Annotated in this window: 21 protein-coding genes; 14 read left to right on the forward strand and 7 right to left on the reverse strand. The window is 73.9% G+C overall.

All coding sequences use genetic code 11. The features are described from left to right. Positions 1 to 35 precede the first annotated feature (35 nt). Positions 36 to 251, forward strand: coding sequence for a hypothetical protein (locus B085_RS49990; RefSeq protein WP_018558746.1), 216 nt, complete (start codon positions 36 to 38; stop codon positions 249 to 251). 33 nt (positions 252 to 284) lie between these two features. After that, complete coding sequence (locus B085_RS0111650; RefSeq protein ID WP_018558747.1) at positions 285 to 1,280, forward strand: phosphotransferase family protein; 996 nt, start codon at positions 285 to 287, stop codon at positions 1,278 to 1,280. A 43-nt stretch (positions 1,281 to 1,323) separates the two neighbouring features. Here B085_RS0111650 and B085_RS51630 read toward each other — a convergent pair whose 3' ends face one another. After that, positions 1,324 to 1,905 (reverse strand): hypothetical protein, encoded by a 582-nt coding sequence (locus tag B085_RS51630; RefSeq protein ID WP_018558748.1) that lies wholly within the window; start codon positions 1,903 to 1,905, stop codon positions 1,324 to 1,326. Positions 1,906 to 2,019: 114 nt separating this feature from the next. Here B085_RS51630 and B085_RS0111660 point away from each other — a divergent pair, with 114 nt between their 5' ends. Further along, positions 2,020 to 2,751: a DUF429 domain-containing protein gene (locus tag B085_RS0111660; protein WP_018558749.1), complete on the forward strand. Its 732-nt coding sequence runs from the start codon at positions 2,020 to 2,022 to the stop codon at positions 2,749 to 2,751. A gap of 12 nt (positions 2,752 to 2,763) precedes the next feature. Here the strand turns inward: B085_RS0111660 and B085_RS0111665 are convergent, their stop codons facing one another. Both B085_RS0111665 and B085_RS0111670 read right to left on the reverse strand, forming a co-directional pair. Next, positions 2,764 to 3,192, reverse strand: coding sequence for an ATP-binding protein (locus tag B085_RS0111665; protein WP_018558750.1), 429 nt, complete (start codon positions 3,190 to 3,192; stop codon positions 2,764 to 2,766). Then, positions 3,192 to 4,094, reverse strand: a complete 903-nt coding sequence (locus B085_RS0111670; RefSeq protein WP_026250945.1) for an MEDS domain-containing protein — start codon at positions 4,092 to 4,094, stop codon at positions 3,192 to 3,194. Before B085_RS0111670 ends, B085_RS0111665 begins: the two co-directional genes overlap by 1 nt. Before the next feature lie 739 nt (positions 4,095 to 4,833). Here B085_RS0111670 and B085_RS0111675 point away from each other — a divergent pair. From B085_RS0111675 to B085_RS0111685, 3 genes are read left to right on the forward strand one after another with little or no spacing between them, the layout of a single operon-like run. Further along, a complete protein-coding gene (locus B085_RS0111675) occupies positions 4,834 to 8,745 on the forward strand; it encodes a Pls/PosA family non-ribosomal peptide synthetase (RefSeq protein ID WP_018558752.1) in 3,912 nt (1,303 codons plus the stop codon). After that, the gene (locus B085_RS0111680) at positions 8,742 to 10,106 is read left to right on the forward strand and encodes a M1 family aminopeptidase (protein WP_018558753.1); all 1,365 of its coding nucleotides are present in this window, start codon (positions 8,742 to 8,744) and stop codon (positions 10,104 to 10,106) included. The genes B085_RS0111675 and B085_RS0111680 overlap by 4 nt, the downstream gene beginning before the upstream one ends. Then, positions 10,103 to 10,393 (forward strand): glutaredoxin domain-containing protein, encoded by a 291-nt coding sequence (locus tag B085_RS0111685; RefSeq protein WP_018558754.1) that lies wholly within the window; start codon positions 10,103 to 10,105, stop codon positions 10,391 to 10,393. The genes B085_RS0111680 and B085_RS0111685 overlap by 4 nt, the downstream gene beginning before the upstream one ends. Here B085_RS0111685 and B085_RS0111690 read toward each other — a convergent pair. The 3 genes from B085_RS0111690 to B085_RS0111700 all read right to left on the reverse strand — a co-directional run bounded on the left by B085_RS0111690 (position 10,372) and on the right by B085_RS0111700 (position 11,831). Beyond that, a complete protein-coding gene (locus tag B085_RS0111690; RefSeq protein WP_037731581.1) occupies positions 10,372 to 10,812 on the reverse strand; it encodes a protein-tyrosine phosphatase family protein in 441 nt (146 codons plus the stop codon). The two genes, B085_RS0111685 and B085_RS0111690, sit on opposite strands and share 22 nt — an antisense overlap. Beyond that, a complete protein-coding gene (locus B085_RS42115; protein ID WP_018558756.1) occupies positions 10,802 to 11,524 on the reverse strand; it encodes a hypothetical protein in 723 nt (240 codons plus the stop codon). The genes B085_RS0111690 and B085_RS42115 overlap by 11 nt, the downstream gene beginning before the upstream one ends. Positions 11,525 to 11,603: 79 nt before the next feature. After that, positions 11,604 to 11,831 (reverse strand): hypothetical protein, encoded by a 228-nt coding sequence (locus B085_RS0111700; RefSeq protein ID WP_018558757.1) that lies wholly within the window; start codon positions 11,829 to 11,831, stop codon positions 11,604 to 11,606. Between the two features lie 554 nt (positions 11,832 to 12,385). Between B085_RS0111700 and B085_RS42120 the strand changes: the two genes are divergently transcribed. Continuing rightward, positions 12,386 to 12,685: a serine hydrolase gene (locus tag B085_RS42120; protein WP_018558758.1), complete on the forward strand. Its 300-nt coding sequence runs from the start codon at positions 12,386 to 12,388 to the stop codon at positions 12,683 to 12,685. Positions 12,686 to 12,717: 32 nt separating this feature from the next. On the opposite strand, the gene B085_RS0111710 is transcribed toward B085_RS42120, so the two are convergent. Next, positions 12,718 to 13,296: a hypothetical protein gene (locus B085_RS0111710; protein ID WP_199789194.1), complete on the reverse strand. Its 579-nt coding sequence runs from the start codon at positions 13,294 to 13,296 to the stop codon at positions 12,718 to 12,720. A 106-nt stretch (positions 13,297 to 13,402) separates the two neighbouring features. Between B085_RS0111710 and hemL the strand changes: the two genes are divergently transcribed. The 7 genes from hemL to ccsB all read left to right on the forward strand — a co-directional run bounded on the left by hemL (position 13,403) and on the right by ccsB (position 21,232). Beyond that, the gene (hemL, locus tag B085_RS0111715) at positions 13,403 to 14,716 is read left to right on the forward strand and encodes a glutamate-1-semialdehyde 2,1-aminomutase (RefSeq protein WP_026250947.1); all 1,314 of its coding nucleotides are present in this window, start codon (positions 13,403 to 13,405) and stop codon (positions 14,714 to 14,716) included. After that, a complete protein-coding gene (locus tag B085_RS0111720; RefSeq protein WP_018558761.1) occupies positions 14,713 to 15,387 on the forward strand; it encodes a histidine phosphatase family protein in 675 nt (224 codons plus the stop codon). The genes hemL and B085_RS0111720 overlap by 4 nt, the downstream gene beginning before the upstream one ends. A 183-nt stretch (positions 15,388 to 15,570) precedes the next feature. Next, positions 15,571 to 16,866 carry a hypothetical protein gene (locus B085_RS0111725; protein WP_018558762.1) on the forward strand — a complete coding sequence of 432 codons (1,296 nt, stop codon included), beginning with the start codon at positions 15,571 to 15,573 and terminating at the stop codon, positions 16,864 to 16,866. A gap of 133 nt (positions 16,867 to 16,999) precedes the next feature. Further along, the gene (locus tag B085_RS0111730) at positions 17,000 to 17,617 is read left to right on the forward strand and encodes a TlpA family protein disulfide reductase (protein WP_018558763.1); all 618 of its coding nucleotides are present in this window, start codon (positions 17,000 to 17,002) and stop codon (positions 17,615 to 17,617) included. Between the two features lies 1 nt (position 17,618). After that, positions 17,619 to 18,377 (forward strand): cytochrome c biogenesis CcdA family protein, encoded by a 759-nt coding sequence (locus B085_RS0111735; RefSeq protein ID WP_018558764.1) that lies wholly within the window; start codon positions 17,619 to 17,621, stop codon positions 18,375 to 18,377. A 3-nt stretch (positions 18,378 to 18,380) separates the two neighbouring features. After that, the gene (resB, locus tag B085_RS0111740; protein ID WP_018558765.1) at positions 18,381 to 20,153 is read left to right on the forward strand and encodes a cytochrome c biogenesis protein ResB; all 1,773 of its coding nucleotides are present in this window, start codon (positions 18,381 to 18,383) and stop codon (positions 20,151 to 20,153) included. After that, positions 20,150 to 21,232, forward strand: a complete 1,083-nt coding sequence (gene ccsB, locus B085_RS0111745; RefSeq protein ID WP_018558766.1) for a c-type cytochrome biogenesis protein CcsB — start codon at positions 20,150 to 20,152, stop codon at positions 21,230 to 21,232. The genes resB and ccsB overlap by 4 nt, the downstream gene beginning before the upstream one ends. Positions 21,233 to 21,246 lie beyond the last annotated feature (14 nt).

Consider the following 21,246-nt stretch of genomic DNA (forward strand, 5'->3'; position numbering starts at 1 on the left):
CTGTCCCGGCCGTGCGACGCCGAGGTGCCGACCCTGTGCGTCGAGCCCGTGCCCGGGCGATCGACTTCGGCATCGACCTGTACGAACTGCAGGGCCAGGAAGGGCTGGACGCCTTCTGCGGCTTCCTGCGGGCGATCGGCCGGCGCCGGGACCGAACCCCCTTCCTGTGTCCGGCGGGCGCCGACGTGGACCGGGCGATCCTCTGGTGCGAGCCGGGTGGCGACCGCATCGCCGTCCGGCGCGACGGGTGACAGCGTGGGAGCGCTCTCATAGCATGCCGGGACATGAGGAGCCTGACCAAGCGCGTCCTGTCCGCCGAGCAACTGGCCGCCATGCTGCGGGAGTCGGCGGGCGTCGGCTGCAGCGTCGAGGCGGAGCTGACGGACGGCTGGTTCAACGCCGCCTACCGGGTGCGGCTCGACGACGGGCGTCCGGCGGTGGTGAAGATCGCCCCACCGCCGGACGCCGCCGTCCTGCGCTACGAGCGCGGCATCATGGCCACCGAGGTCATGGCGCACCGCCGTATGGCCGCCCTGGGCGGCATCCCGCTGCCGGAACTGCTGTACGCGGCGCCGGAGTTCATGGCGCTCTCGGTCCTGCCCGGCACCCCCTGGGACAAGGCGGCCGACCGCATCCCCGCGGACCGGCAGGCCCGGCTCCGCCGTGAACTGGGCCGGATCGTTGCGCGGCTGCACACGCTGGCCCCGGAGGACGGCCGGTACGGCTACCCGGCCCCCGAGGCCGGGCTGTCGGCGGCGGACTGGCCGACGGCGTTCGGCGCCATGGTGGAGGCGCTGCTGGAGGAGGCCGGGCACCGGCACACCCCGCTCGGCGCCGCCCCCGAAGAGATCCGCGCACTCGTCGCGGCCGGCGCGGACGTCCTGGCGGAGGTGGAGGAGCCGCGGCTGGTCCACTTCGACCTGTGGCCCGGCAACGTCTTCGTCGCCGACGACGGCTCCGCCGTCACCGGGCTCATCGACCACGAGCGGGCCTTCTGGGGCGACCCGTTGGCCGAGCTGGTCTCCCTGGCCCTCGGCGGCGACACGGGCCCCGGCAGCGATCTCGTGGCCGGCTACCGGGAGGCGGGCGGCGTTCTGGACTTCGGGCCGTCCGCGCTGCACCGGCTGGCCCTCTACCGGGTCTACCTGGGCCTGATCCTGGTCGTCGAGTGCGGCCCGCGGGGCTACCCCGCCGACCACGCCGACCACGTCCGCGACGTCCTCGGCCGGTGGGTCGCGGAGCTCAGGACCGTACGGCGGGGCCGGGCCGACACGACCTAGGGCAACCATCGGGCCCCGTCGCGGCACCTGGAGGCCGGGGGAGTCACCCTGCGGCGGTCGTGGGCTGCTCCACCACGTTCCGGCCGCCGATCGGCGCCACCCGGCCGGGCTGCTCCGGCGGCCGGCCCGCGGTGAGGCCCGTGCCGGACACAGGGGTGGCCGCGTGGGCGGACGGCGGGGCGGTCGTGGGGGCCGTCGTGGGCGTGGACGCGTGCGTGGGCGTGTGGGCGGACGTGTGCGTGGGCGTGTGGGCGGGGGCGGCGTGGGCGGGCGCCGCGTGGGCGCCTCCGGACTGCTGCGCGCCTCCGGACTGCTGCGCGGCTCCCGGGGCGATCGCCATCGGGGCGGCGGAGGAGGGCACCGCCGCGGTGACCGCGCGGGTGGCCTCCGTCTTCGGGTGCTCGTCCTTGTCGGGTGCGTGGCTCACCCCGAACCGGGTCCGCAGGTGGTGCCCGGCCGCCTCGTCGAGGCTCACGGGCCGCTGCAGCCGTACCGCCAGCCGGCTCGCCTCCCGGCCCAGCGCCGCGAGGTCCTCCCACCTCAGGTGCACGACGAGCGGCAGTTCCGCCTCGCCGTCGGGGAGCGCTTGAAGGCCCTGGAAGGGGACGTTGCTCTGACTGTTCATCGGCCGGTCCTCACCGTCGGCTGCAGTGCGGTACGCGAGGGGATACGCACCCCGGCACCGGAGCGTTCAGCCGCGCCCCCGCGGCGCGCTGCGCACGGCGGGGATGATGGGACCGTGCGCACCATCGGGATCGACCTCGCCGCGGGCCCCCGGACCACCGCGGCGGCGGTCGTCGTCTGGCCCGGCGACGGCACGGCCGCCGTCGCGCCGCCGCTGCTCGGGTGCGCCGACGACCTGCTGGTCGACCTGCTGTCCGGCCTGGAGGCGGAGGAACGCGCCGGGGTGGACTGCCCTTTCGGCTGGCCGATCCCCTTCGTCGAGGCCGTCACCGCCCACACGGCGGGCGCGCCCTGGCCCGGACGGGGCACCGACAGCGCCGTGCACCGGGCGACCCTGCGCCACCGCCGCACCGACGTCCTCACCCACGAGGAACTCGGCGGCCGGTGGCCGCTGTCCGTCGCCTTCGACCGGCTCGGCGCCACCGCCGCCCGCTGGGCCCACCTCGCCGACGCACTCGCCGCCCGCGGACGTCCGGTGGCCCGCGACGGTTCCGGGCGGATCGCCGAGGTGTACCCCGCGGCGTCCCGCAGACGATGGGGCCTCGGCCGCGAACGCTCCATGGCGGAACTCTGCGCGGCCGCGCCCTGGCTGCGGTGCGGCCCGGCCGAACGCGCCGCGTACGACGGCAGCGAGCACGCCTTCGACGCCCTGATCGCCGCGCTGGCCGCCCGCGCCGTGGGGCGCGGGCTCACCCGCCTCCCGTCCGGCCCCGAACAGACCCGCGCCGCGGCCGTCGAGGGCTGGATCCACGTCCCCCACGCGGCCACCCTCGCGTCGCTGCCGTGACGCCCGGCCCGGTCAGGGGAGGCGGATCGCGAGGGTGACGACCGTGCCGACCGGGCCCGGGACGATCGAGAGGTGGTCGGTGACCAGGCGGACGAGCCACAGGCCGCGCCCGCAGCGGGAGTCGAGGCCGGGGAGCAGTTCGGGGATGACGGCGGCGTCGAAGCCGGGGCCGCCGTCGGTGACCCGGCACTGTACCTCGCCCTCGGTCCGGCGCAGCATCAGGCGGCCGCGGCCGCCGCCGTGGACGATCGCGTTGGAGGCCACCTCGTTCACCGCCAGGACGAACTCCCCCCGCTTCGCCGCGGGCAGGCCCGCCCGCATCGCGAACTCCTCGGTCAGCACGCGCAGCCGGGGAAGGTCTCCTTCCGCGAAGTCGCGTTCGAGCCGGCACCCGCCGGCGGCGGGGTCGCCGGCTGACGGTTCACGCAGCTCCTCCAGCATCAACCGCTCACCCCGATCAGCGTCAGCCCCGGCAGGGCCGCCGCGCCCAGTCTGCGCAGCAGTGCCAGGTGGAAGGCCGAGCAGCGAACCTCCACCCGCACCCCCCGCTCTCCCGCGGCGGCCACCAGCGTCAGCAACTCCGCCGCACACCCAACGTCGAGGAAGTGCAGGTCGCGCAGGGCCAGTACGAGGTACCCGCCCTCCGCGGTCCGGCGCAGCGCGTCCGCGACCACGCCGTGGAACCGTTCCCGTGTGCCGAGGCCGGCCTCGCCCAGCAGCCGCAGCCGGCCCTCCGTGCGCGTCGCGTACAGCGCGCCGAGCCGGGCCGGCAGGTTGCGCGGGTGCGCCTGCGCCATCGCGTCGAGCACGTCCCCGGCGAACCACCGGCGGTCGTAGGCGCAGACCTCCGCGTAGGGGCGTCCGGCGAAGAGGTGGTCGGCGTGGGTCTCGCGGTGCACCATCGCGTCGATGGGCGCGCCCAGGTCGCGCACCCAGTGCATGTCGATGTACGCCCGCAGGCCCGCGTATCCGTCGCGGACCGCGCGGTCGGTCTCCTCGGTGAGCCGGCCCTGCTGCCGCACCGCCGTGAACTCGTCCTCCGGACTGATCAGTTCGCGCATGCTGCTCAGCACGAGCTGCCCGCTCCGCCGTGCGGAGCGCACCCACGCGTCGGCGTCCCCGGGCCGCCCGGCGTCGTCGGCCGGTCCCAGGTGGGCCAGCACCTCCGGGTCCGGCACACCGGGGGCGGCGAAGACCATCACCCGCTCGCCGGCCGCCAGCCCGAGCCGCGCGAACGCGGCCAGGACGTCCCAGCGCGTGTCGTCGCCGTCGTAGCTGACGAACGCGTGGTCGCCGGGCCGCATCCGCTGCACCGGCACGACCCGCACATCCGCGGCAGGCATCCGTCCTCACCCCCTGGTCCACGAGCTGCCGAGGGTAGGAGCGCGTACCGCGGGGACGCCAGGCGGGACCGACTCTGCCCGGGATCGCGCGGGGAGCGACCGCGACCGCGCCGCGGCTGCCCGGAAGCGTCCGTCCGTCAGCACGATGTGACGGACGGCGATCAAAGTGCCGGTCGGGCGCCCGTGTGCCGGCCCGGCACCGTACCGCGTCACCCGGATGCGCCGTGAGGACGATGCTCCCGTCCCCGCCGTGGTCCAGTGGGGGCGTGGCGAGTCCCCGACGGGAGCCGGGCGGGCGTGCGGGCTTTCAGGTCTGCGCGTGCGGGCGTCGGGGCCGTCGGACGGGCCGCGGGAAGGAGGTGGTGACGACGCCCCGCCGGAGCCCTGCACGGCTGTGAGAGCGACCACTTGCCCCCGTTTCGGCAGGCAGCGCGGATTAAGCACCGGTAAACTCCTTGTTCGCCATTTCCGGCGCCCGGTGAAAGGGCCCGTCGCCGTCCGGTCGGGACGGCCGCGGCAGGGGGAGGCCGGGCGTGCGCCAGTCGCGGGAACCAGCCCGCGCGCCGGGACGCCGTGGTCCCCGGCCGTCCGGTCGAAGGTCGCCGGCACCGCAGTGGTCCCGAGCTTTTGGAGGGTTTGACATGCGTCCGTCCCCGGCTGTGAGTGACCGGAACAAGGTGCCCGGCGCGTCCGCCGCCGCGCCACCGTCTCCCGGCTCGCCCGAGCCGGGGGGCACCGTATGACACTCGTCGAGTCGCCCTTCCCGCTCCTGGAGGACCCCGCCCCGGCCGGTGCCGCCGGCGTCCCCGGCGAACCGGGCCCCGCGCTCTTCCGGGCCGGCGCCGCCGCCCCCGAGCGCACCCTGCTCGGCATCCTGGCCGCCACCGCCCGTGCGCACCCCACCGCGCCCGCCGTCGACGACGGCACCACGGCGCTGAGTTACCGCGCCCTCGCCGCGGCGGCCGAGCGCCTGTGCCGCCGCCTGGCGGAGGCCGGCATCGGGGCCGGCGACCGGGTCGGCGTACGGGTGCCCTCGGGCACCGCCGACCTGTACGTGGCGATCCTCGCCGTGCTCTGCGCGGGCGCCGCCTATGTGCCGGTCGACGCCGAGGACCCGGAGGAACGCGCCCGGCTGGTCTTCTCCGAGGCGCAGGTGTGCGCCGTCATCGGCGAGCACCTCGCGATCACCGCGTGGGCAGGGCCCCGCGGCACCGCGGGCCGCCGTCCCGGGCCGGACGACGACGCGTGGATCATCTTCACCTCCGGTTCCACCGGCAGGCCGAAGGGCGTCGCCGTCACCCACCGTTCGGCCGCCGCGTTCGTCGACGCCGAGGCGCGTCTGTTCCTCGCGGACGAGCCGCTCGGACCCGGCGACAGGGTGCTGGCCGGGCTGTCGGTGGCGTTCGACGCCTCCTGCGAGGAGATGTGGCTGGCGTGGCGGCACGGAGCCTGCCTGGTGCCCGCGCCGCGCTCCCTCGTGCGCACCGGCCTGGACCTCGGCCCGTGGCTGGTCGAGCAGGGCATCACCGCCGTGTCCACCGTCCCCACCCTGGCCGCGCTGTGGCCCGTGGAGGCGCTGGACGACGTTCGCCTGCTGATCTTCGGCGGGGAGGCCTGCCCGCCCGAACTCGCCGAGCGCATGGCCGTCGAGGGCCGCGAGGTGTGGAACACCTACGGCCCGACCGAGGCCACCGTCGTCGCCTGCGCCGCCCAGCTCACCGGCGAGGGCCCGGTCCGCATCGGGCTGCCCCTGGACGGCTGGGAGCTGGCCGTGGTGGACGCCCACGGCGAACCGCTGTCCATGGGCGCGACCGGCGAGCTGGTCATCGGCGGGGTCGGCCTCGCCCGCTACCTGGACCCCGCCAAGGACGCCGAGAAGTACGCCCCGCTGCCCGCCCTCGGCTGGGACCGCGCCTACCGCAGCGGCGACCTGGTCCGCGCGGACCCGGAGGGCCTGGTCTTCGTCGGCCGCGCCGACGAGCAGGTCAAGCTCGGCGGCCGCCGCATCGAACTGGGCGAGATCGACGCCGCCCTGCAGGCGCTGCCCGCCGTCGCCGGCGCTGCCGCCGCCGTACGCACCACCAAGGGCGGCAACCAGATCCTGGTCGGCTACGTCGCGGTGACCGAGGACTTCGACCAGGCCGACGCGCTCGCCCGGCTCCGCGAGGCGCTGCCCGCCGCCCTCGTGCCGCTGGTCGCGGTCGTCGGCACCCTGCCGACCCGGACCTCGGGCAAGGTCGACCGGGACGCGCTGCCCTGGCCGCTGCCCGGTCCCGAAACGCCCGCCGTGGAGCTCGCCGGCACCGAGGGGCTGCTCGCCGGGCTGTGGAGGGAGCTCCTCGGCGCTCCGGTGACCGGGCCCGAGGCCGACTTCTTCGCGCTCGGCGGAGGGAGCCTCACGGCCGCCCGCCTCGTCTCCCAGCTGCGCGGCCGCTACCCCGCGGCCGCCGTCGGCGACGTCTACCAGCACCCCACCCTGGGGGCGCTCGCCGCCCGCCTGGACGAGGCCGCCGCCCGCCGCGCCGCCGCGCGTCCGGTACGGCCGGTGCCCCGGCGTGCCGCGGCGGTCCAGCTGGCGCTGATGCCGCCGCTGCTCGTCCTGGCCGGACTGCGCTGGGGCGTCGTGGCGGCCGCCATCGGCAACACGCTGCTCCTCCTCGGCGCCTTCCCCTGGGTACCGGCCGTCTCCTGGTGGTGGGTGCTGGCCGGCTGGGCGCTGCTCATCAGCCCCGCCGGACGGGTCGCCGTCTCGGCGGGCGGCGCACGGCTGCTGCTGCGCGGGGTGCGTCCCGGCACCTATCCGCGCGGCGGGGCGGTGCACCTGCGCCTGTGGGCCGCCGAACGCCTGGCGCACGTCAGCGGCGCCGGCAACCTCACCGGCGCCTGGCTGAGCCACTACGCCCGCGCGCTGGGCGCCAAGGTCGGCGACGGCGCCGACCTCCACGCGCCGCCGCCGGTCACCGGCATGCTCAAGCTCGGCAAGGGCAGCGCGGTCGAGCCCGAGGTCGACCTGTCCGGGCACTGGCTCGACGGCGACCTGCTGCACATCGGCAAGATCCGCGTCGGGGCGGGCGCCACGGTCGGGTCGCGCAGCACCCTCCTGCCCGGCGCCCGGATCGGCAAACGCGCCGAGATCGCCCCCGGCTCCGCCGTGGTCGGCGCGGTCCGGGCGGGGCAGCGCTGGGGCGGTGTGCCCGCCGTCCGCAGGGGCAAGGCCCCGCACCGCGGCGCCGACTCACGGCCGCCGCGGCGGCTGCGCTGGGCGGCGGCGTACGAGGCGACCGCCTTCGCCCTGGACCTGCTGCCCGCGGTGTCGGCGCTGCCCGCCCTGCTGGTGGCGGCCCGCTTCCTGCGCGACGCCGGTGCCGCGCCGCTGTCCGCCGCGCTCACCGCCGTCCCCCTGGCCGCGCTCGCCTGGCTGCTGACGTACGCGCTGCTGGCGCTGGCCGGGGTGCGGCTGCTGGGCGTCGGGCTGCGCGAGGGCCACCACCCCGTGCACGGCCGCGTCGCCTGGCAGGCGTGGACGACGGCCCGGCTCATGGACCGGGCCCGCGCCCATCTGTTCCCGTTCTACGCCAGCCTGCTCACGCCCGTGTGGCTGCGGGCGCTCGGCATGAAGGTCGGCCGCCGGGTGGAGGCGTCCACCGTGCTGGCACTGCCCACGATGACCACCGTCGGCGACGGGGCCTTCCTCGCCGACGACACCATGGTCGGCAGCTACGAGCTCGGCGGCGGCCGGATGCGCATCGCGGAGGCCCGGATCGGCAAGAAGGCCTTCCTCGGCAACTCCGGCATGACCGCCCCCGGCCGCTCGGTGCCGAAGAACGGCCTGGTCGGCGTGCTCTCGTCGACGCCCAAGGGCGCCAAAGCGGGCAGCTCCTACCTCGGCATGCCGCCGATGAAGCTGCCCCGGGTCCCCGAGGAGGGCGACCGCAGCCGCACCTTCGCGCCGCCCCGGCGGCTCGTGCTGGCCCGCGCGGCCGTCGAGCTGTGCCGGGTCGTTCCTGTGATGTGCGCGGTCGCGCTGGTGGTGCTGGTGCTCGCCGGGTACGCGGCGGTGGCGGGCCGGTACGGGGTGCCGGTGGCGCTCGCCGCCGGCGGGGCGCTGCTCGCGGGCGCCGGTGCGGCCGCCTGCGCGGTGGCCGTCGTGATGAAGTGGCTGCTGGTGGGGCGGGTGCGGGCGGGCGAACGGCCGCTGTGGAGCTCGTTCGTGTGGCGCAACGAACTGGCCGACACCTTCGTCGAGGTGCTGGCCGTGCCGTGGCTGGTCGGCGCGGTCGGCGGCACCCCGCTGATGAACCTGTGGCTGAGGTGCCTGGGGGCGCGGATCGGGCGCGGCGTATGGTGCGAGACGTACTGGCTGCCGGAGGCGGACCTGGTCCGGGTCGGGGACGGCGCGACCGTCGGCCGCGGCTGCGTGGTACAGACACACCTGTTCCACGATCGGATCTTGCGGATGGACGAGGTCGTACTCGGCGCGGGCGCGAGTCTGGGCCCGCACGGCATCGTGCTGCCCGGCGCGACGGTCGGGGCCCGCAGCGCGATCGGCCCGGCCTCGCTCGTCATGCGGGGCGAGGACGTGCCCGGGGGCACCCGCTGGCTCGGCAACCCGATCTCCGCCTGGCACACAGAGGGGGCCCGCACAGGGTGAGCAGCGGCAAGCGCGTGCGTGGCGGGGCCGCCGTCCCCGCCACGCCCGGGGCGGAGGTGTCCGCGGACTCCTACTTCCCCGAGCACGGCAACGGCGGCTACCGGGTCACCCACTACGACCTGGAACTCGACTACCGCCCGGCGGCCAACCGCCTGTCGGGCCGGGCCCGGATCTCCGCGGTGGCGGACCGGGCCCTGTCCGCGTTCAGCCTCGACCTGGGCGCCTTCCGCCTCGACCGGGTCCTCGTCGACGGCCGCCCCGCCCGCTACACCCACCGCGCGGGCAAGCTCCGCGTGAGGCCCGCGAAGGCGCTGCCCGAGGGCCCGTTCGCGGTGGAGGTCCGCTACGTCGGCAACCCGAGGCCCGTCCGCTCCCGCGACTGGGGGGAGCTGGGCTGGGAGCAGCTGGAGGACGGCGCCCTCGTCGCCAGCCAGCCGATCGGCGCGCCCTCCTGGTTCCCCTGCAACGACCACCTCGGCGACCGGGCGGGCTACCGGATCACGGTGACCGCGCCCTCGCCGTACACGGTCGTCGCCAACGGCAGCCTGGAGTCGTACCGGGTGGGCGCCTCCACGACGACCTGGGTGTACGACCAGCCGCAGCCGATGCCGCCGTATCTGGCGACCGTGCAGATCGGCCAGTACGAGCTGATCGACCACCTCGGCGGCCCACTGCCCCAGCCCGCCGCCGTACCGCCGCGCCTGACCGCCGACTTCGCCCACGACTTCGGACGACAGCCGCGGATGGTGGAGGCGTTCACCGAGTTCTTCGGGCCCTACCCCTTCGGCGAGTACGCGGTCGTCGTGGTCGACGAGGAGCTCGAGGTGCCCGTCGAGGCGCACGGGGTCTCCGTCTTCGGCCGCAACCACCTGGACGGCCGCCGCGGCGGCGAACGCCTCGTCGCCCACGAACTGGCCCACCAGTGGTTCGGCAACAGCCTCGCCCTCGCCGACTGGCGGCACATCTGGCTCAACGAGGGCTTCGCCGCGTACGCCGAGTGGCTGTGGGCGGAGTCCTGCGGGGAGACGACCGCCGCCCGCAGCGCGGCCCGCGCCCACGCCAAGCTCGCCGCCCAGCCCCAGGACCTGCGGCTCGCCGACCCGGGCGTCCGGCGCATGTTCGACGACCGGGTGTACAAGCGCGGCGCGCTCACGCTGCACGCGCTGCGCACGGTCATGGGCGATCCGGCGTTCTTCCGGCTGCTGCGGGCCTGGACCGCCGCCCACCGCCATGGCACCGTGACCACCGGGCAGTTCACCGCCCTGGCCCAGGAGCACACCGGCCGGCCGCTGGAGGAGCTGGTCTTCCACCCGTGGCTGCACGGGACACGGCTGCCACGTCTGCCGATCGGGGGAGCATGAGCGACACGCACACGGACGAGGGCGGCATCGTCGTCTACTGGCGGCCCGGCTGCACCTTCTGCATGAAGCTGCGCGCACAGCTGCGGTTCGCACGGCTGCGCCACACCAAGGTCAACATCTGGCGCGATCCGGACGCCGCCGCCTTCGTGCGCTCCGTGGCGGACGGGAACGAGACCGTGCCGACCGTCACCGTGGCGGGACGGCCCATGGTCAACCCGTCGCTGCGGCAGCTGAGGGAGGCGGTCAGGGCGTACGCCCCGCACCTTCAGCCGAAGCGCGACACATAGCGGCGCTGCCAGGGCGTCTCCACCGCGCGCCGGGCGTAGTGCTCGCGCACGTAGGCGACGGCCTCGCCGGACGGCACCCCGTCCAGCACCGCCAGGCACGCCAGGGCCGTGCCCGTACGGCCGACCCCGCCGTGGCAGGCGACCTCCACCCGCTCGCCTGCCGCCCGGCGCCACGCCTCGCGCAGCGTCTGCGGGGCGGCGGCGCGGTCCGCCGGCAGCCGGAAGTCCGGCCAGCGCACCCAGCGGCTCTCCCAGGCCACCGCCGGGGGCTCGTGGCCCAGCAGATACAGCCCGAACGTGGGGACGGGCCCGGCCGGCAGCGGATGCCGCAGCCCCCGGCCGCGCACCAGCCGCCCCGACGGCAGTCGCAGCACCCCCGGTGCGCCCGGCTCCCAGCCGGGCACGCGCTCAGCGCCCATGGCCGCCGCCCGGCGCCGGGTAGAGCACGGCGCCGGTCAGGCCGCCGTCGTCCGCTGCGTCCGCCCGCAGGCCGGACAGCCGCAGGCAGGCCTCGGCGGTGTCGTCCACGGGCGGGCACTCGACCCGCACGGAGCCGACCGCGGTCACCGCGCCGTCGTGGTGCAGTTCCCCGCCGGCGGACGGTGCGGGCAGCCCGCCCTGCAGGGTGCCGAGGGCGACGACGTCGCCGGACGCGCCCGAGGCCTCCCGGATGCCGAAACGCCAATGGGCGTCGCTCGCTTTGAGGAGGTATTTCCCGGACCTCCCGCATTCCGCCAGGGAATCCCCGCGGGCGCGGACCAGTTCGGCTATCGCGCAGCACAACGGGGCGTCATGTCCGGCCGCCGTGCGGAAGCGGCTGAAATCGGCGAGCGGCGCGGACCGCATCGCGCGGTCGAGCAGGACGACCGCCGACTCCCGTGCGTGCGGATGGCCGTGCTCGGCGATGTCCAGCAGGAACGGGGCCGCGACGACGGCGCCGGGAAGCACCTCCCCGGTGCGTCCGCGCAGCAGGGAACTGCTGCTCAGGGCCGCCACCGCGGAGGCGACCGCGTCGAGGTCGCGCGCGGCGGCGAGTGCCCTCAGGCCGTCCCGGGCGTCCTCGGTCCGAGGGCGCGGCCGCGGCGTGGGAATGGCGTTCCAATTGACGGCGTCGATCTCGGTGAGCAGCATCCGCACATGATTCCACCCGCTCCGGAATTTCGGGGTTCCGCATGCGGTACAAGTGTTCGGGCGACTATGCTCCGCCGGCTCAAGCGGTATGACGCAGATACAGCGCGCCGCAACTGTGGCAGAAGGGCTGCGCCGCCGGCGTCCCCCACACGTCCTCCGCCTGCACGGCCCCGGCGGGGGAGAGTTCCCGCCCGCACAGCCCCGTCGCGGCGCCGTCCTCGACCATGTGCCACGCCCGCACCGGGCCGTCGCCGGCCGGGCCGCCGTTCTCGGTGTCGTACTCCGCACGCATCTCGTACACGGGCATCGTGGTGCCTCCGGGTGGGTCATGCCCCTTGTGGTGCCGGTAGTCCAGTATGTCCGTGCGCCATGCCCTCGGCGATCCCGGCCGCGCCGGGGGCGGGAGTGCCGCGGTGGAGCGGCCCGGGCGGCTCGGTCAACGACCGTGCGGTGCCGGTGGGTTGGCCGCGGCGAGCGGCGAACCGCTCTCAACCGCACTTCGGTGGCGGAGTCCGAGCGGCCCCGCGGGGTGGACGCCACGGGTGACCGGTGGACGGCGGACCGTCACCGATTCGGTCACCCATCGTGATCGGGGAAGTTCCCACCGCATGAATGGAGTCCGAAATTAGGGGATTTCACCCTATGTATTGACTGCGGGGAGTAATGGAACCTAGGGTTCATGTCAGAGGACGACTCCTGCGAGCCGCATCCCATCCGATATTTCACGTCTGTGATGGTGTGTCCGCACCCGAGGTCCGGACACGCCCCCGTCGCACCAGTGCCATGCGCATCGGCCGGTGCGACCCGCGCACGGTCGCACGCGACCGGCGCCGACGTTCCGCACCTCGAAGGGGAACGACAATGCACGTCCAGAGCATGACCATCCGCCGGGTCGCCGCGGCGGCACTCGCGGCACCGATCCTCGCCCTCGTCGGAGCCGGCGCGGCCGGCGCGGCGCCGCAGCAGGCGGCCCCCGCCTCGCACCAGTCCGTCGTCACCCACGGGGACGGCTGCAGGGGCTACGGGGACTGGGGTTACGGATGGCGTTACAACCACCACGACGACAACGGCTGTGGCTACGGCTGGGGAGGTTACGGCTGGGGAGGTTACGGCGGCTACGACAACGGCTACGACAACGGCGTCGTCGTGGTGGTGCTGTAACCGTCAGTGAACCCGCGTTCGCCCGGCGTCTGTCACGGCCACACCAGGCAGTACAGCTGGTGCCCGCTCTCGTGGCAGCGCTGGGCGAAGTCCTGCCACTCGTGCAGCATCTTGTAGATCATGAACGCGTCCCGCGGTCCTCGGCGGTCGGGGACGGTGGACCAGATGAAGGCGGCGGCGCCGAGGGCCTCCTCGTCGGCCTTGCGCAACGGCTCGACGACGGAATGGGGCAGTTTGACGACGGCGTAGTCGGGATGGAGCACCACGAGTTCCAGCGGCGGGACCTTCGCCGGGGGTATGCCCTCGATCCCGGTCAGCACCATCGCGGCCATCGTCTCCGGCTTGACCTTGGTGTACATGCCCTGACCCAGCTCGTCGCCGCCGAGTTCCTCGGGTCGCATCGAGATGGGGACCCGAGCGGCGGTGGCGCCGTCGGGCGCGCCGAAGTACTTGTAGGTCACCCCCACTCGGCCACCCCTGCTCCCGCTTTTCTCAACGGCCCTGTCGCGCTCTTTCGGCGGCCGGCGGCGCCGACCGGTGGGGCGGGCGTGCTCCGCGCCCGGGTCTTCCGACCCGTCGCCCACGTCACCGCGTTCGCCACCGCGCTGCATTCCACTACCCGACCATCCGCAGACCCAACCGCGCAACCCGATCATCGTCTCAGATGCACGGTCGATACCTCGTCGCGCAACGCCCGGCATTTGAGAGCATGTGCTTGTGAGCTATCCGTACGCCTACGAAGCGCCAGTTTCTCAGACCTTGTTCGATCGAGCAGCCGCCGTGACCCCTGGTGGGGTGAACAGCCCGGTACGCGCCTTTCGTGCCGTGGGCGGTACGCCCCGGTTCATGGTGTCCGGAACGGGTCCCTACCTGAAGGACGCGGATGGTCGCGAATACGTCGACCTCGTCTGCTCGTGGGGGCCGATGATCCTCGGCCACGCCCACCCCGAGGTGATCGCCGCCGTGCAGGCGGCGGTTGCGCGGGGTACGTCCTTCGGCACTCCCGGTGAGGGCGAGGTGGAACTGGCCGAGGAGATCGTGGCGCGCGTCGCGCCGGTGGAGCAGGTACGGCTGGTCTCCTCCGGCACCGAGGCCACGATGTCGGCGATCCGGCTGGCGCGCGGGTTCACGGGCCGGGCCAAGGTGATCAAGTTCGCGGGGTGTTACCACGGTCATGTGGACGCCCTGCTGGCCGCCGCGGGTTCCGGTGTTGCCACGTTCGGGTTGCCGGACACCCCCGGGGTGACGGGCGCGCAGGCCGGCGACACGATCGTGATCCCCTACAACGATCTGGGGGCGGTACGGGCCGCGTTCGCCGCCCACCCCGGCGAGATCGCCTGCGTGATCACCGAGGCGTCGCCCGGCAACATGGGCGTCGTGCCGCCTTCCGAGGGCTTCAACCAGGGCCTGGCGGACCTCTGCCGCGACAACGGCGCGCTCTACATCTCCGACGAGGTCATGACGGGCTTCCGCGTCTCGAAGGCCGGCTGGTACGGCATCGACGGCGTGCGCCCCGACCTGGTGACCTTCGGCAAGGTGATGGGCGGCGGCTTCCCCGCCGCGGCGTTCGGCGGCCGTGCCGACGTGATGGCGCACCTCGCGCCCGCCGGGCCGGTCTACCAGGCGGGCACGCTCTCCGGTAACCCGGTGGCCACCGCCGCGGGCCTCGCCCAGCTGCGGCTGCTGGACGACGCGGTGTACGAGACCGTCGACTCCGTCGCCGCGGAGGTGTCGGGCCTGGTCACCGCCGCGCTCGCCAAGGAGGGCGTGGCGCACCGCCTGCAGACGGCGGGCAACATGTTCTCGGTGTTCTTCACCGAGGACCGGGTGACGAACTACGACGAGGCCAGGCAGCAGGAGGCGTTCCGCTTCACCGCCTTCTTCCACGCGATGCTCGCCCAGGGCGTGTACCTGCCGCCCTCCGCCTTCGAGTCGTGGTTCGTGTCGTCGGCGCACGACGGCGCCGCCGTCGAGCGCGTCGCAGCGGCCCTGCCGGCCGCCGCCCGAGCCGCCGCGGAGGCCACGGCATGAGCGAGATCACGGTCGTCCACCTGATGCGGCACGGCGAGGTCGAGAACCCCACCGGCGTGCTCTACGGGCGTCTGCCCGGCTACCACCTGTCCGACCTGGGCCGGAAGATGGCCGACCGGGTCGCCGAGCACCTCGCGGGCCGCGACATCCGCCATGTCGTCGCCTCCCCGCTGGAGCGCGCCCAGGAGACCGCGGCGCCGATCGCCGCCGTCCTCGGCCTCGACGTCGCGCGCGACGAGCGGCTGATCGAGGCCGACAACGTCTTCCAGGGCAAGACCTTCGGCGTCGGCGACGGCGCGCTCAAGCGTCCCGCCAACTGGAAGCACCTGGTCAACCCGCTCCGGCCGAGCTGGGGCGAGCCCTACGCGGACCAGGTCGTCCGCATGACGGCGGCGCTGGAGGCGGCCCGGGACGCGGCGCGCGGCCACGAGGCGGTGTGCGTCAGCCACCAGCTGCCGATCTGGATCGTGCGCAGCGCCGTCGAGCAGCGGCGCCTGTGGCACGACCCGCGCAAGCGGCAGTGCACCCTGGCGAGCCTGACGTCCTTCACGTTCGAGGGCGACCGGATCGTCTCCGTCGGCTACACCGAGCCCGCCCGCGACCTGGTCCCCGCGCACCTGCTGGCCGGGGCGAAGCCGGTCAAGGGCGGCAGCAAGGGCTTCGGCGCGTAGCCGTTCCCGGGTGGCGCCGGTCACGGAGACCGGCGCCACCGCGCACGCTCCGCGACGGCCGCCGCCCGGCCCGATCCGGGGCTCCGAGGCGGTGAATTTCCTCGCCCCGGGAAGGAACCTGCCCGACGGCCATGGCATCTAGCGCGATGGGGCCGAGGCACGGCACGGGGATTGGGGCGCGGAATGCGGGACATCAGCCGACGAGGAGTACTGGGCCTGGCGGCCGGAGCGGCCGCCGCCGGACTGGCGGGCTGCGCCGGGGAGGGCCCCGGCGACCGGCACACGAACGGGGGGTCCCCGCCGTCGCCGACGCCGTCCGCGGGCAGCCCGCGGGTGTCGCCCTCCCCGTCCCCGTCGGTGCGGACGATAGGTGACGGTTCCACGGCCGACACCGGGCCGCAGCCGCACCAGCCCGTGGTGGAGCGCCTGGAACCGGGGGAGAAGCCGCCGCAGTTCGTGATCTTCTCCTGGGACGGGGCGGGCGAACTGGACAACGGGCTCTTCGAGCGGTTCCGGAAGCTCGCGGTCGAGCACGACGCGAAGATGACCTTCTTCCTCTCCGGCGTCTATCTGCTCCCCGAGTCGAAGAAGCGGCTCTACAAGCCGCCGCGCAATCCCGTGGGCGCCTCCGACATCGGCTACCTCACCGACGCCCACATCCGCGTCACCCTGGAGCAACTGCGGCTGGCCTGGCTGGAGGGCCATGAGATCGGCACGCACTTCAACGGCCACTTCTGCGCGGGGTCCGGCTCGGTGGGCCGCTGGAGCCCGGCCGACTGGCGCAGCGAGATCGAACAGGCCGTCGGCTTCGTGGAGAAGTGGCGAACCCACACCGGCTTCACCGACCTGCCCCCGCTGCCCTTCGACTACCGCAAGGAACTGGTCGGCGGCCGTACGCCCTGCCTGCTGGGCCAGGGTTCACTGCTGCCCACCGCCGCCCGCCTGGGCTGGCGCTACGACGCCAGCGGACCGGGCGGTCTGCAGGTGTGGCCGGGCAAGAGCCACGGGCTGTGGAACCTGCCGCTGCAGGCGGTCCCCTTCCCCGGCCGCTCCTTCGAGGTGCTGTCGATGGACTACAACATGCTGGCCAACCAGTCGGTGAACTCCACGCGGGGCAACCCCGCCCGCTACCCCGCCTGGCAGCGGCAGGCCCGAGACGCCTACCTGGCGGGCTTCAGCCGGGCGTACGAGACCAACCGGGCGCCGCTGTTCATCGGCAACCACTTCGAACAGTGGAACGGCGGGATCTACATGGACGCCGTCGAGGAGGCGCTCCGGCGGATCGCCGACCACCGGGACGTGCGGCTGGTGTCGTTCCGCCAGTTCGTGGACTGGCTGGACGCGCAGGACCCGGCGGTCCTGGCGAAGCTGCGCACCCTCGGGCCGGGGCAGCGCCCGGCGGGCGGCTGGCGCCGATTCCTCGCGCAGGAACGTTCCTCCAAGTCCCCTTCGCCCTCTGTCTCCCCTTCCTTCTCCTGAGCGTCCGATCCGACCGGTTCGCACACCTGGCCGGGGCCGCGATTAACCGTCGCTTACTTGGGGCATTTGCCGCTTTCGGCAAAGCTGTCGGGGGTGCGTAAGATCGCCCCCGGCCTCATGCGAAACTTTTCACATGAGTCCTACGCGCGCCCTCCGACGCCGTCCGCTCCGCGGTGCCGCCGCACTCGCCGGGGCAGCCGCGTTCGCGCTGGCCGTCACGGCCTGCTCGACCTCCACCGCGTCCTCCAACGGCACCGGCTCCGGGACGAACTACGTCGGCGGGACGGGTGAGATCTCCACGGTCGAGCCGGGGCACCGGGTGGCCGCGCCGGAGCTGAGCGGGAAGTCCGTGGAGGGCGCCCCGCTGAGCCTCGCCGACCACAAGGGCAAGGTCGTCGTCCTCAACATCTGGGGCTCGTGGTGCCCGCCCTGCCGGGCCGAGGCGCCGCACCTGGCGAAGGTGGCGAAGGAGACCGGGTCCCAGGGCGTGCAGTTCCTCGGCATCAACACCCGGGATCTGCAGACCGCGCAGGCCAAGGCCTTCGAGAAGGAGTTCGCCATCCCCTTCCCGAGCTTCTACGACCCGTCCGGCGACCTGGTGCTGCGCTTCCCCAAAGGCAGCGTCAACCCGCAGGCCATTCCCTCCACGCTGATCATCGACCGCCAGGGGAAGATCGCGGTGCGCGCGCTGAAGGAACTCAGCGCCGACGAGCTGCACGAGGTCCTCGACCCGGTGATCGCGGAGAAGTGACGTGAGCGCACTCGCCGCCGGTGCCAACCAGACCGTGCTGAACGGCGCCCTGCTCGCCGCCGTGCCGATCGCGCTCCTCGGCGGCCTGGTCTCGTTCTTCTCGCCGTGCGTGCTGCCGCTCGTCCCCGGCTACCTGTCGTACGTGACCGGCGTCACCGGCACCGACCTGGCCGAGGCCCGGCGCGGCCGGATGCTCGCGGGCGCCTCGCTGTTCGTCCTCGGCTTCACCGCCGTGTTCGTCTCCGGCGGCGCGCTGTTCGGCAACTTCGGCTGGACGCTGCAGGAGCACAGGGCGGTCATCAGCAAGGTGCTCGGCGCGCTCACCATCGTCATGGGCCTGGCCTTCATGGGCCTGGTGGGCGGCATCACCCAGCGCGAGTTCCGCTTCCACCGCAGGCCCACGATGGGCCTGGTGGGGGCGCCGCTGCTCGGCCTGCTCTTCGGCATCGGCTGGACCCCGTGCATCGGCCCGACCCTGGCCGCCGTCAACGCGCTCGCCTTCAACGAGGCCAGCGCGGGCCGCGGCGCGCTGCTCACCGCCGTCTACTGCCTCGGCCTCGGCCTGCCGTTCATCGTGGCGGCCGTCGCCTTCCGCCGCGCGCTCGGCGCCTTCGGCTGGGTCAAGCGCCACTACGTGTGGGTGATGCGGATCGGCGGTGGCATGCTCGTCGCCGTGGGCCTGCTGCTCGTCACCGGCGTGTGGGACCACATCGTCTACCAGATGCAGATCTGGTCGTCCGGCTTCACTCCAGGGATCTGATCCATGAGCTCCAAAGACACCGCGGGGGCACCCCCCGGCGCGGCGGCGGACACCGGTGCCGACCTCGGCGCGGCCGGCGCACAGTTGTCGACAGCGCCCGTCGAGGACCTCGGCCAGGCCGTCCCCGGCTCCTTCGGCGGCGTCCGCAAGCCGGGCACGGCCGGCGCGCTCGCCTGGACCGGCCGCGAGGCCGGGGGCTGGGTGCGCTGGACGTGGCGTCAGCTCACCTCGATGCGGGTGGCGCTGATCCTGCTCTTCCTGCTGTCGCTGGCCGCCGTCCCCGGTTCGCTGGTGCCGCAGACGAGCGTCGACGAGATCAAGGCGCAGAACTTCAAGGACGCCCACACCACGGTGGCGCCGCTGTACGAGAAGCTCGGGCTGTTCAACGTCTACAGCTCGGTGTGGTTCTCGGCGATCTACATCCTGCTGTTCGTCTCGCTCGCCGGCTGCATCGTCCCGCGCAGCTGGCAGTTCGTCGGCCAGCTCCGCGCCAAGCCACCGGCGGCGCCGCGCCACCTCACCCGGCTCCCGGCGTACGCGACCTGGCGCACCGAGGCCGAGCCGGAGGCCGTGCTCGCCTCCGCGCAGCGCCTGCTGCGCGGCCGCCGCTTCCGCACCCAGACCGTCGGTTCGGCGGTCGCGTCGGAGAAGGGCTTCCTGCGCGAGGCCGGCAACCTGCTGTTCCACGTCGCCCTGTTCGGGCTGCTGATCTCCTTCGCGGTGGGCGGGCTGTTCAAGGCCGAGGGCGGCAAGCTGATCGTCGAGGGCGACGGCTTCAACAACACGCTGACCCAGTACGACGACTTCAAGCCGGGCACCTTCTACAGCGCGGACGACCTGGACACCTTCGGCTTCAAGCTGGACGGCTTCAACGCCTCGTACGCGCGCAGCGGCCCCCAGAAGGGCACCCCGCGCACCTTCCGCGCCAACATCCGCTACTGGACGAGCCCGGGCGGCAAGCAGACGAAGTCCGCCATCGAGGTCAACGAGCCGCTGGAGGTGGGCAGCTCCAAGGTCTACCTGATCGGCCACGGCTACGCGCCCGTCGTCACCGTCAAGGACGGGCAGGGCAACGTCGTCTTCCAGGGCCCGGTCCCGTTCCTGCCGCGGGACGGCAACCAGACCTCGCCTGGCGTGATCAAGGCGATGGACGTCCGCGACCACGCCGGCAGGAAGACGCAGTACGCGTTCCAGGGTCTGTTCACACCGACCTTCGCGCTGGACGCGCGGCAGGGGCCGCACTCGACCTTCCCCGCTCTGGACTACCCGGTGCTGGTCCTGACCGCCTACCACGGCGACCTGGGCGTGGACGCCGGTCTGCCGCAGAACGTGTACCAGCTCGACACGAAGAAGATGAAGCAGTACAAGGACGCCGACGGCGAGATCCTCAACGACATGCTGCGGCCGGGCGACAGCCTCGCGCTGCCCGACGGCGACGGCTCGCTCACCTTCGACGGCGTCAAGACCTGGGCCACCTTCCAGGTCTCCCACCAGGTCGGCAACGGCTGGGCGCTGATCAGCGCCGTGGCCGCGATCGCCGGGCTGGCCGGCTCGCTGTTCATCCAGCGCCGCCGGGTCTGGGTGCGCGCGGTACGCGGCGACGACGGCACCACCGTCGTCGAGCTGGCCGGACTCGGCCGCAGCGAGTCGGCGCGGATCGCCGACGAACTGGGCGAACTCGCCGCCGGCCTCACGGCCACGGCCCCGCCGCTGCCCGCGGTGGACCCCGAACCCTCAGAAGATCCCCTGCCCCACGACGAAGGAGCGCGCGCGTGACCACCGCTGCCGCGGTCAACGAGAACGTCGCCCACATCAGCAACCTACTGATCTACTCGGCGATGGCGGTCTACACGCTGGCCTTCCTCGCGCACATCGCGGAGTGGGTCTTCGGCAGCCGCAGCAAGGTCGCCAGGACCTCCGCCGCGCTCGCCCCCGCCGCCGGGTCCGCGCCCGCGGTCACCGTGACCGTGAAGCAGGGCGGCGGCACCGCCACCCTGACGCGGCCCGAGGTCGTCACCCGGGCCTCCGCCAGTGACCGCGGCATCGCCGACGGTCCCGGCGCGGCAGGCGACACCGAGCAGGGCGACCTCTACGGCCGCATCGCGGTGTCCCTGACCGTGCTGGCGTGGGCGCTGCACGTGGGCGGCGTCGTGTCCCGCGCGGTCTCGGTGCAGCGCGCCCCCTGGGGCAACATGTACGAGTTCTCCACCACCTTCGGCGCCACGGCGGTCACCGCCTACCTGGTGCTGCTCCTGCTGGGCAAGAAGGTGCGCTGGATCGGGCTCTTCCTGACCACCTCGGTGCTGCTCGACCTCGGCCTCGCCGTCTCGGTCCTCTACACCGACAGCGACCAGCTGGTCCCGGCCCTGCACTCGTACTGGCTCTGGATCCACGTCTCCTGCGCCATCATCTCCGGCGCGGTGCTCTACCTGGGCGCGGTCTCCAATGTGCTCTACCTCTTCCGCGACCGCTACGAGACCGGCCTCGCGGCCCCGGGCGGCAGCAACGAGGGCGCCTGGGCGAACATCATGTACCGCCTGCCGTCGGCCGCGAGCCTGGACAAGTTCGCGTACCGCGTGAACGCCATGGTCTTCCCGCTGTGGACGTTCACGATCATCGCCGGTGCGATCTGGGCCGAGGCGGCCTGGGGCCGCTACTGGGGCTGGGACCCCAAGGAGACCTGGTCCTTCATCACCTGGGTGGTCTACGCGGCCTACCTGCACGCCCGGGCCACCGCCGGCTGGAAGGGCCGCAAGGCCGCCTACCTGGCGCTGCTCGCCTTCGCCTGCTTCCTGTTCAACTACTACGGCGTGAACATCTTCATCACCGGCAAGCACTCCTACGCCGGCGTCTGAGCCCACCGGCCGGG

Source organism: Streptomyces sp. BoleA5, from assembly GCF_000373665.1.
Taxonomy (GTDB): Bacteria; Actinomycetota; Actinomycetes; order Streptomycetales; family Streptomycetaceae; genus Actinacidiphila.

Excerpts from the sequence above, each read along its gene's own strand:
- B085_RS0111650 (WP_018558747.1), top strand. The coding sequence starts at position 285 with ATGAGGAGCCTGACCAAGCGCGTCCTGTCCGCCGAGCAACTGGCCGCC.
- B085_RS51630 (WP_018558748.1), bottom strand. The coding sequence starts at position 1,905 with ATGAACAGTCAGAGCAACGTCCCCTTCCAGGGCCTTCAAGCGCTCCCC.
- B085_RS0111665 (WP_018558750.1), bottom strand. The coding sequence starts at position 3,192 with ATGCTGGAGGAGCTGCGTGAACCGTCAGCCGGCGACCCCGCCGCCGGC.
- B085_RS0111670 (WP_026250945.1), bottom strand. The coding sequence starts at position 4,094 with ATGCCTGCCGCGGATGTGCGGGTCGTGCCGGTGCAGCGGATGCGGCCC.
- B085_RS0111675 (WP_018558752.1), top strand. The coding sequence starts at position 4,834 with ATGACACTCGTCGAGTCGCCCTTCCCGCTCCTGGAGGACCCCGCCCCG.
- B085_RS0111685 (WP_018558754.1), top strand. The coding sequence starts at position 10,103 with ATGAGCGACACGCACACGGACGAGGGCGGCATCGTCGTCTACTGGCGG.
- B085_RS0111690 (WP_037731581.1), bottom strand. The coding sequence starts at position 10,812 with ATGGGCGCTGAGCGCGTGCCCGGCTGGGAGCCGGGCGCACCGGGGGTG.
- B085_RS42115 (WP_018558756.1), bottom strand. The coding sequence starts at position 11,524 with ATGCTGCTCACCGAGATCGACGCCGTCAATTGGAACGCCATTCCCACG.
- B085_RS0111700 (WP_018558757.1), bottom strand. The coding sequence starts at position 11,831 with ATGCCCGTGTACGAGATGCGTGCGGAGTACGACACCGAGAACGGCGGC.
- B085_RS42120 (WP_018558758.1), top strand. The coding sequence starts at position 12,386 with ATGCACGTCCAGAGCATGACCATCCGCCGGGTCGCCGCGGCGGCACTC.
- B085_RS0111710 (WP_199789194.1), bottom strand. The coding sequence starts at position 13,296 with ATGCAGCGCGGTGGCGAACGCGGTGACGTGGGCGACGGGTCGGAAGAC.
- B085_RS0111720 (WP_018558761.1), top strand. The coding sequence starts at position 14,713 with ATGAGCGAGATCACGGTCGTCCACCTGATGCGGCACGGCGAGGTCGAG.
- B085_RS0111725 (WP_018558762.1), top strand. The coding sequence starts at position 15,571 with ATGCGGGACATCAGCCGACGAGGAGTACTGGGCCTGGCGGCCGGAGCG.
- B085_RS0111730 (WP_018558763.1), top strand. The coding sequence starts at position 17,000 with ATGAGTCCTACGCGCGCCCTCCGACGCCGTCCGCTCCGCGGTGCCGCC.
- resB (WP_018558765.1), top strand. The coding sequence starts at position 18,381 with ATGAGCTCCAAAGACACCGCGGGGGCACCCCCCGGCGCGGCGGCGGAC.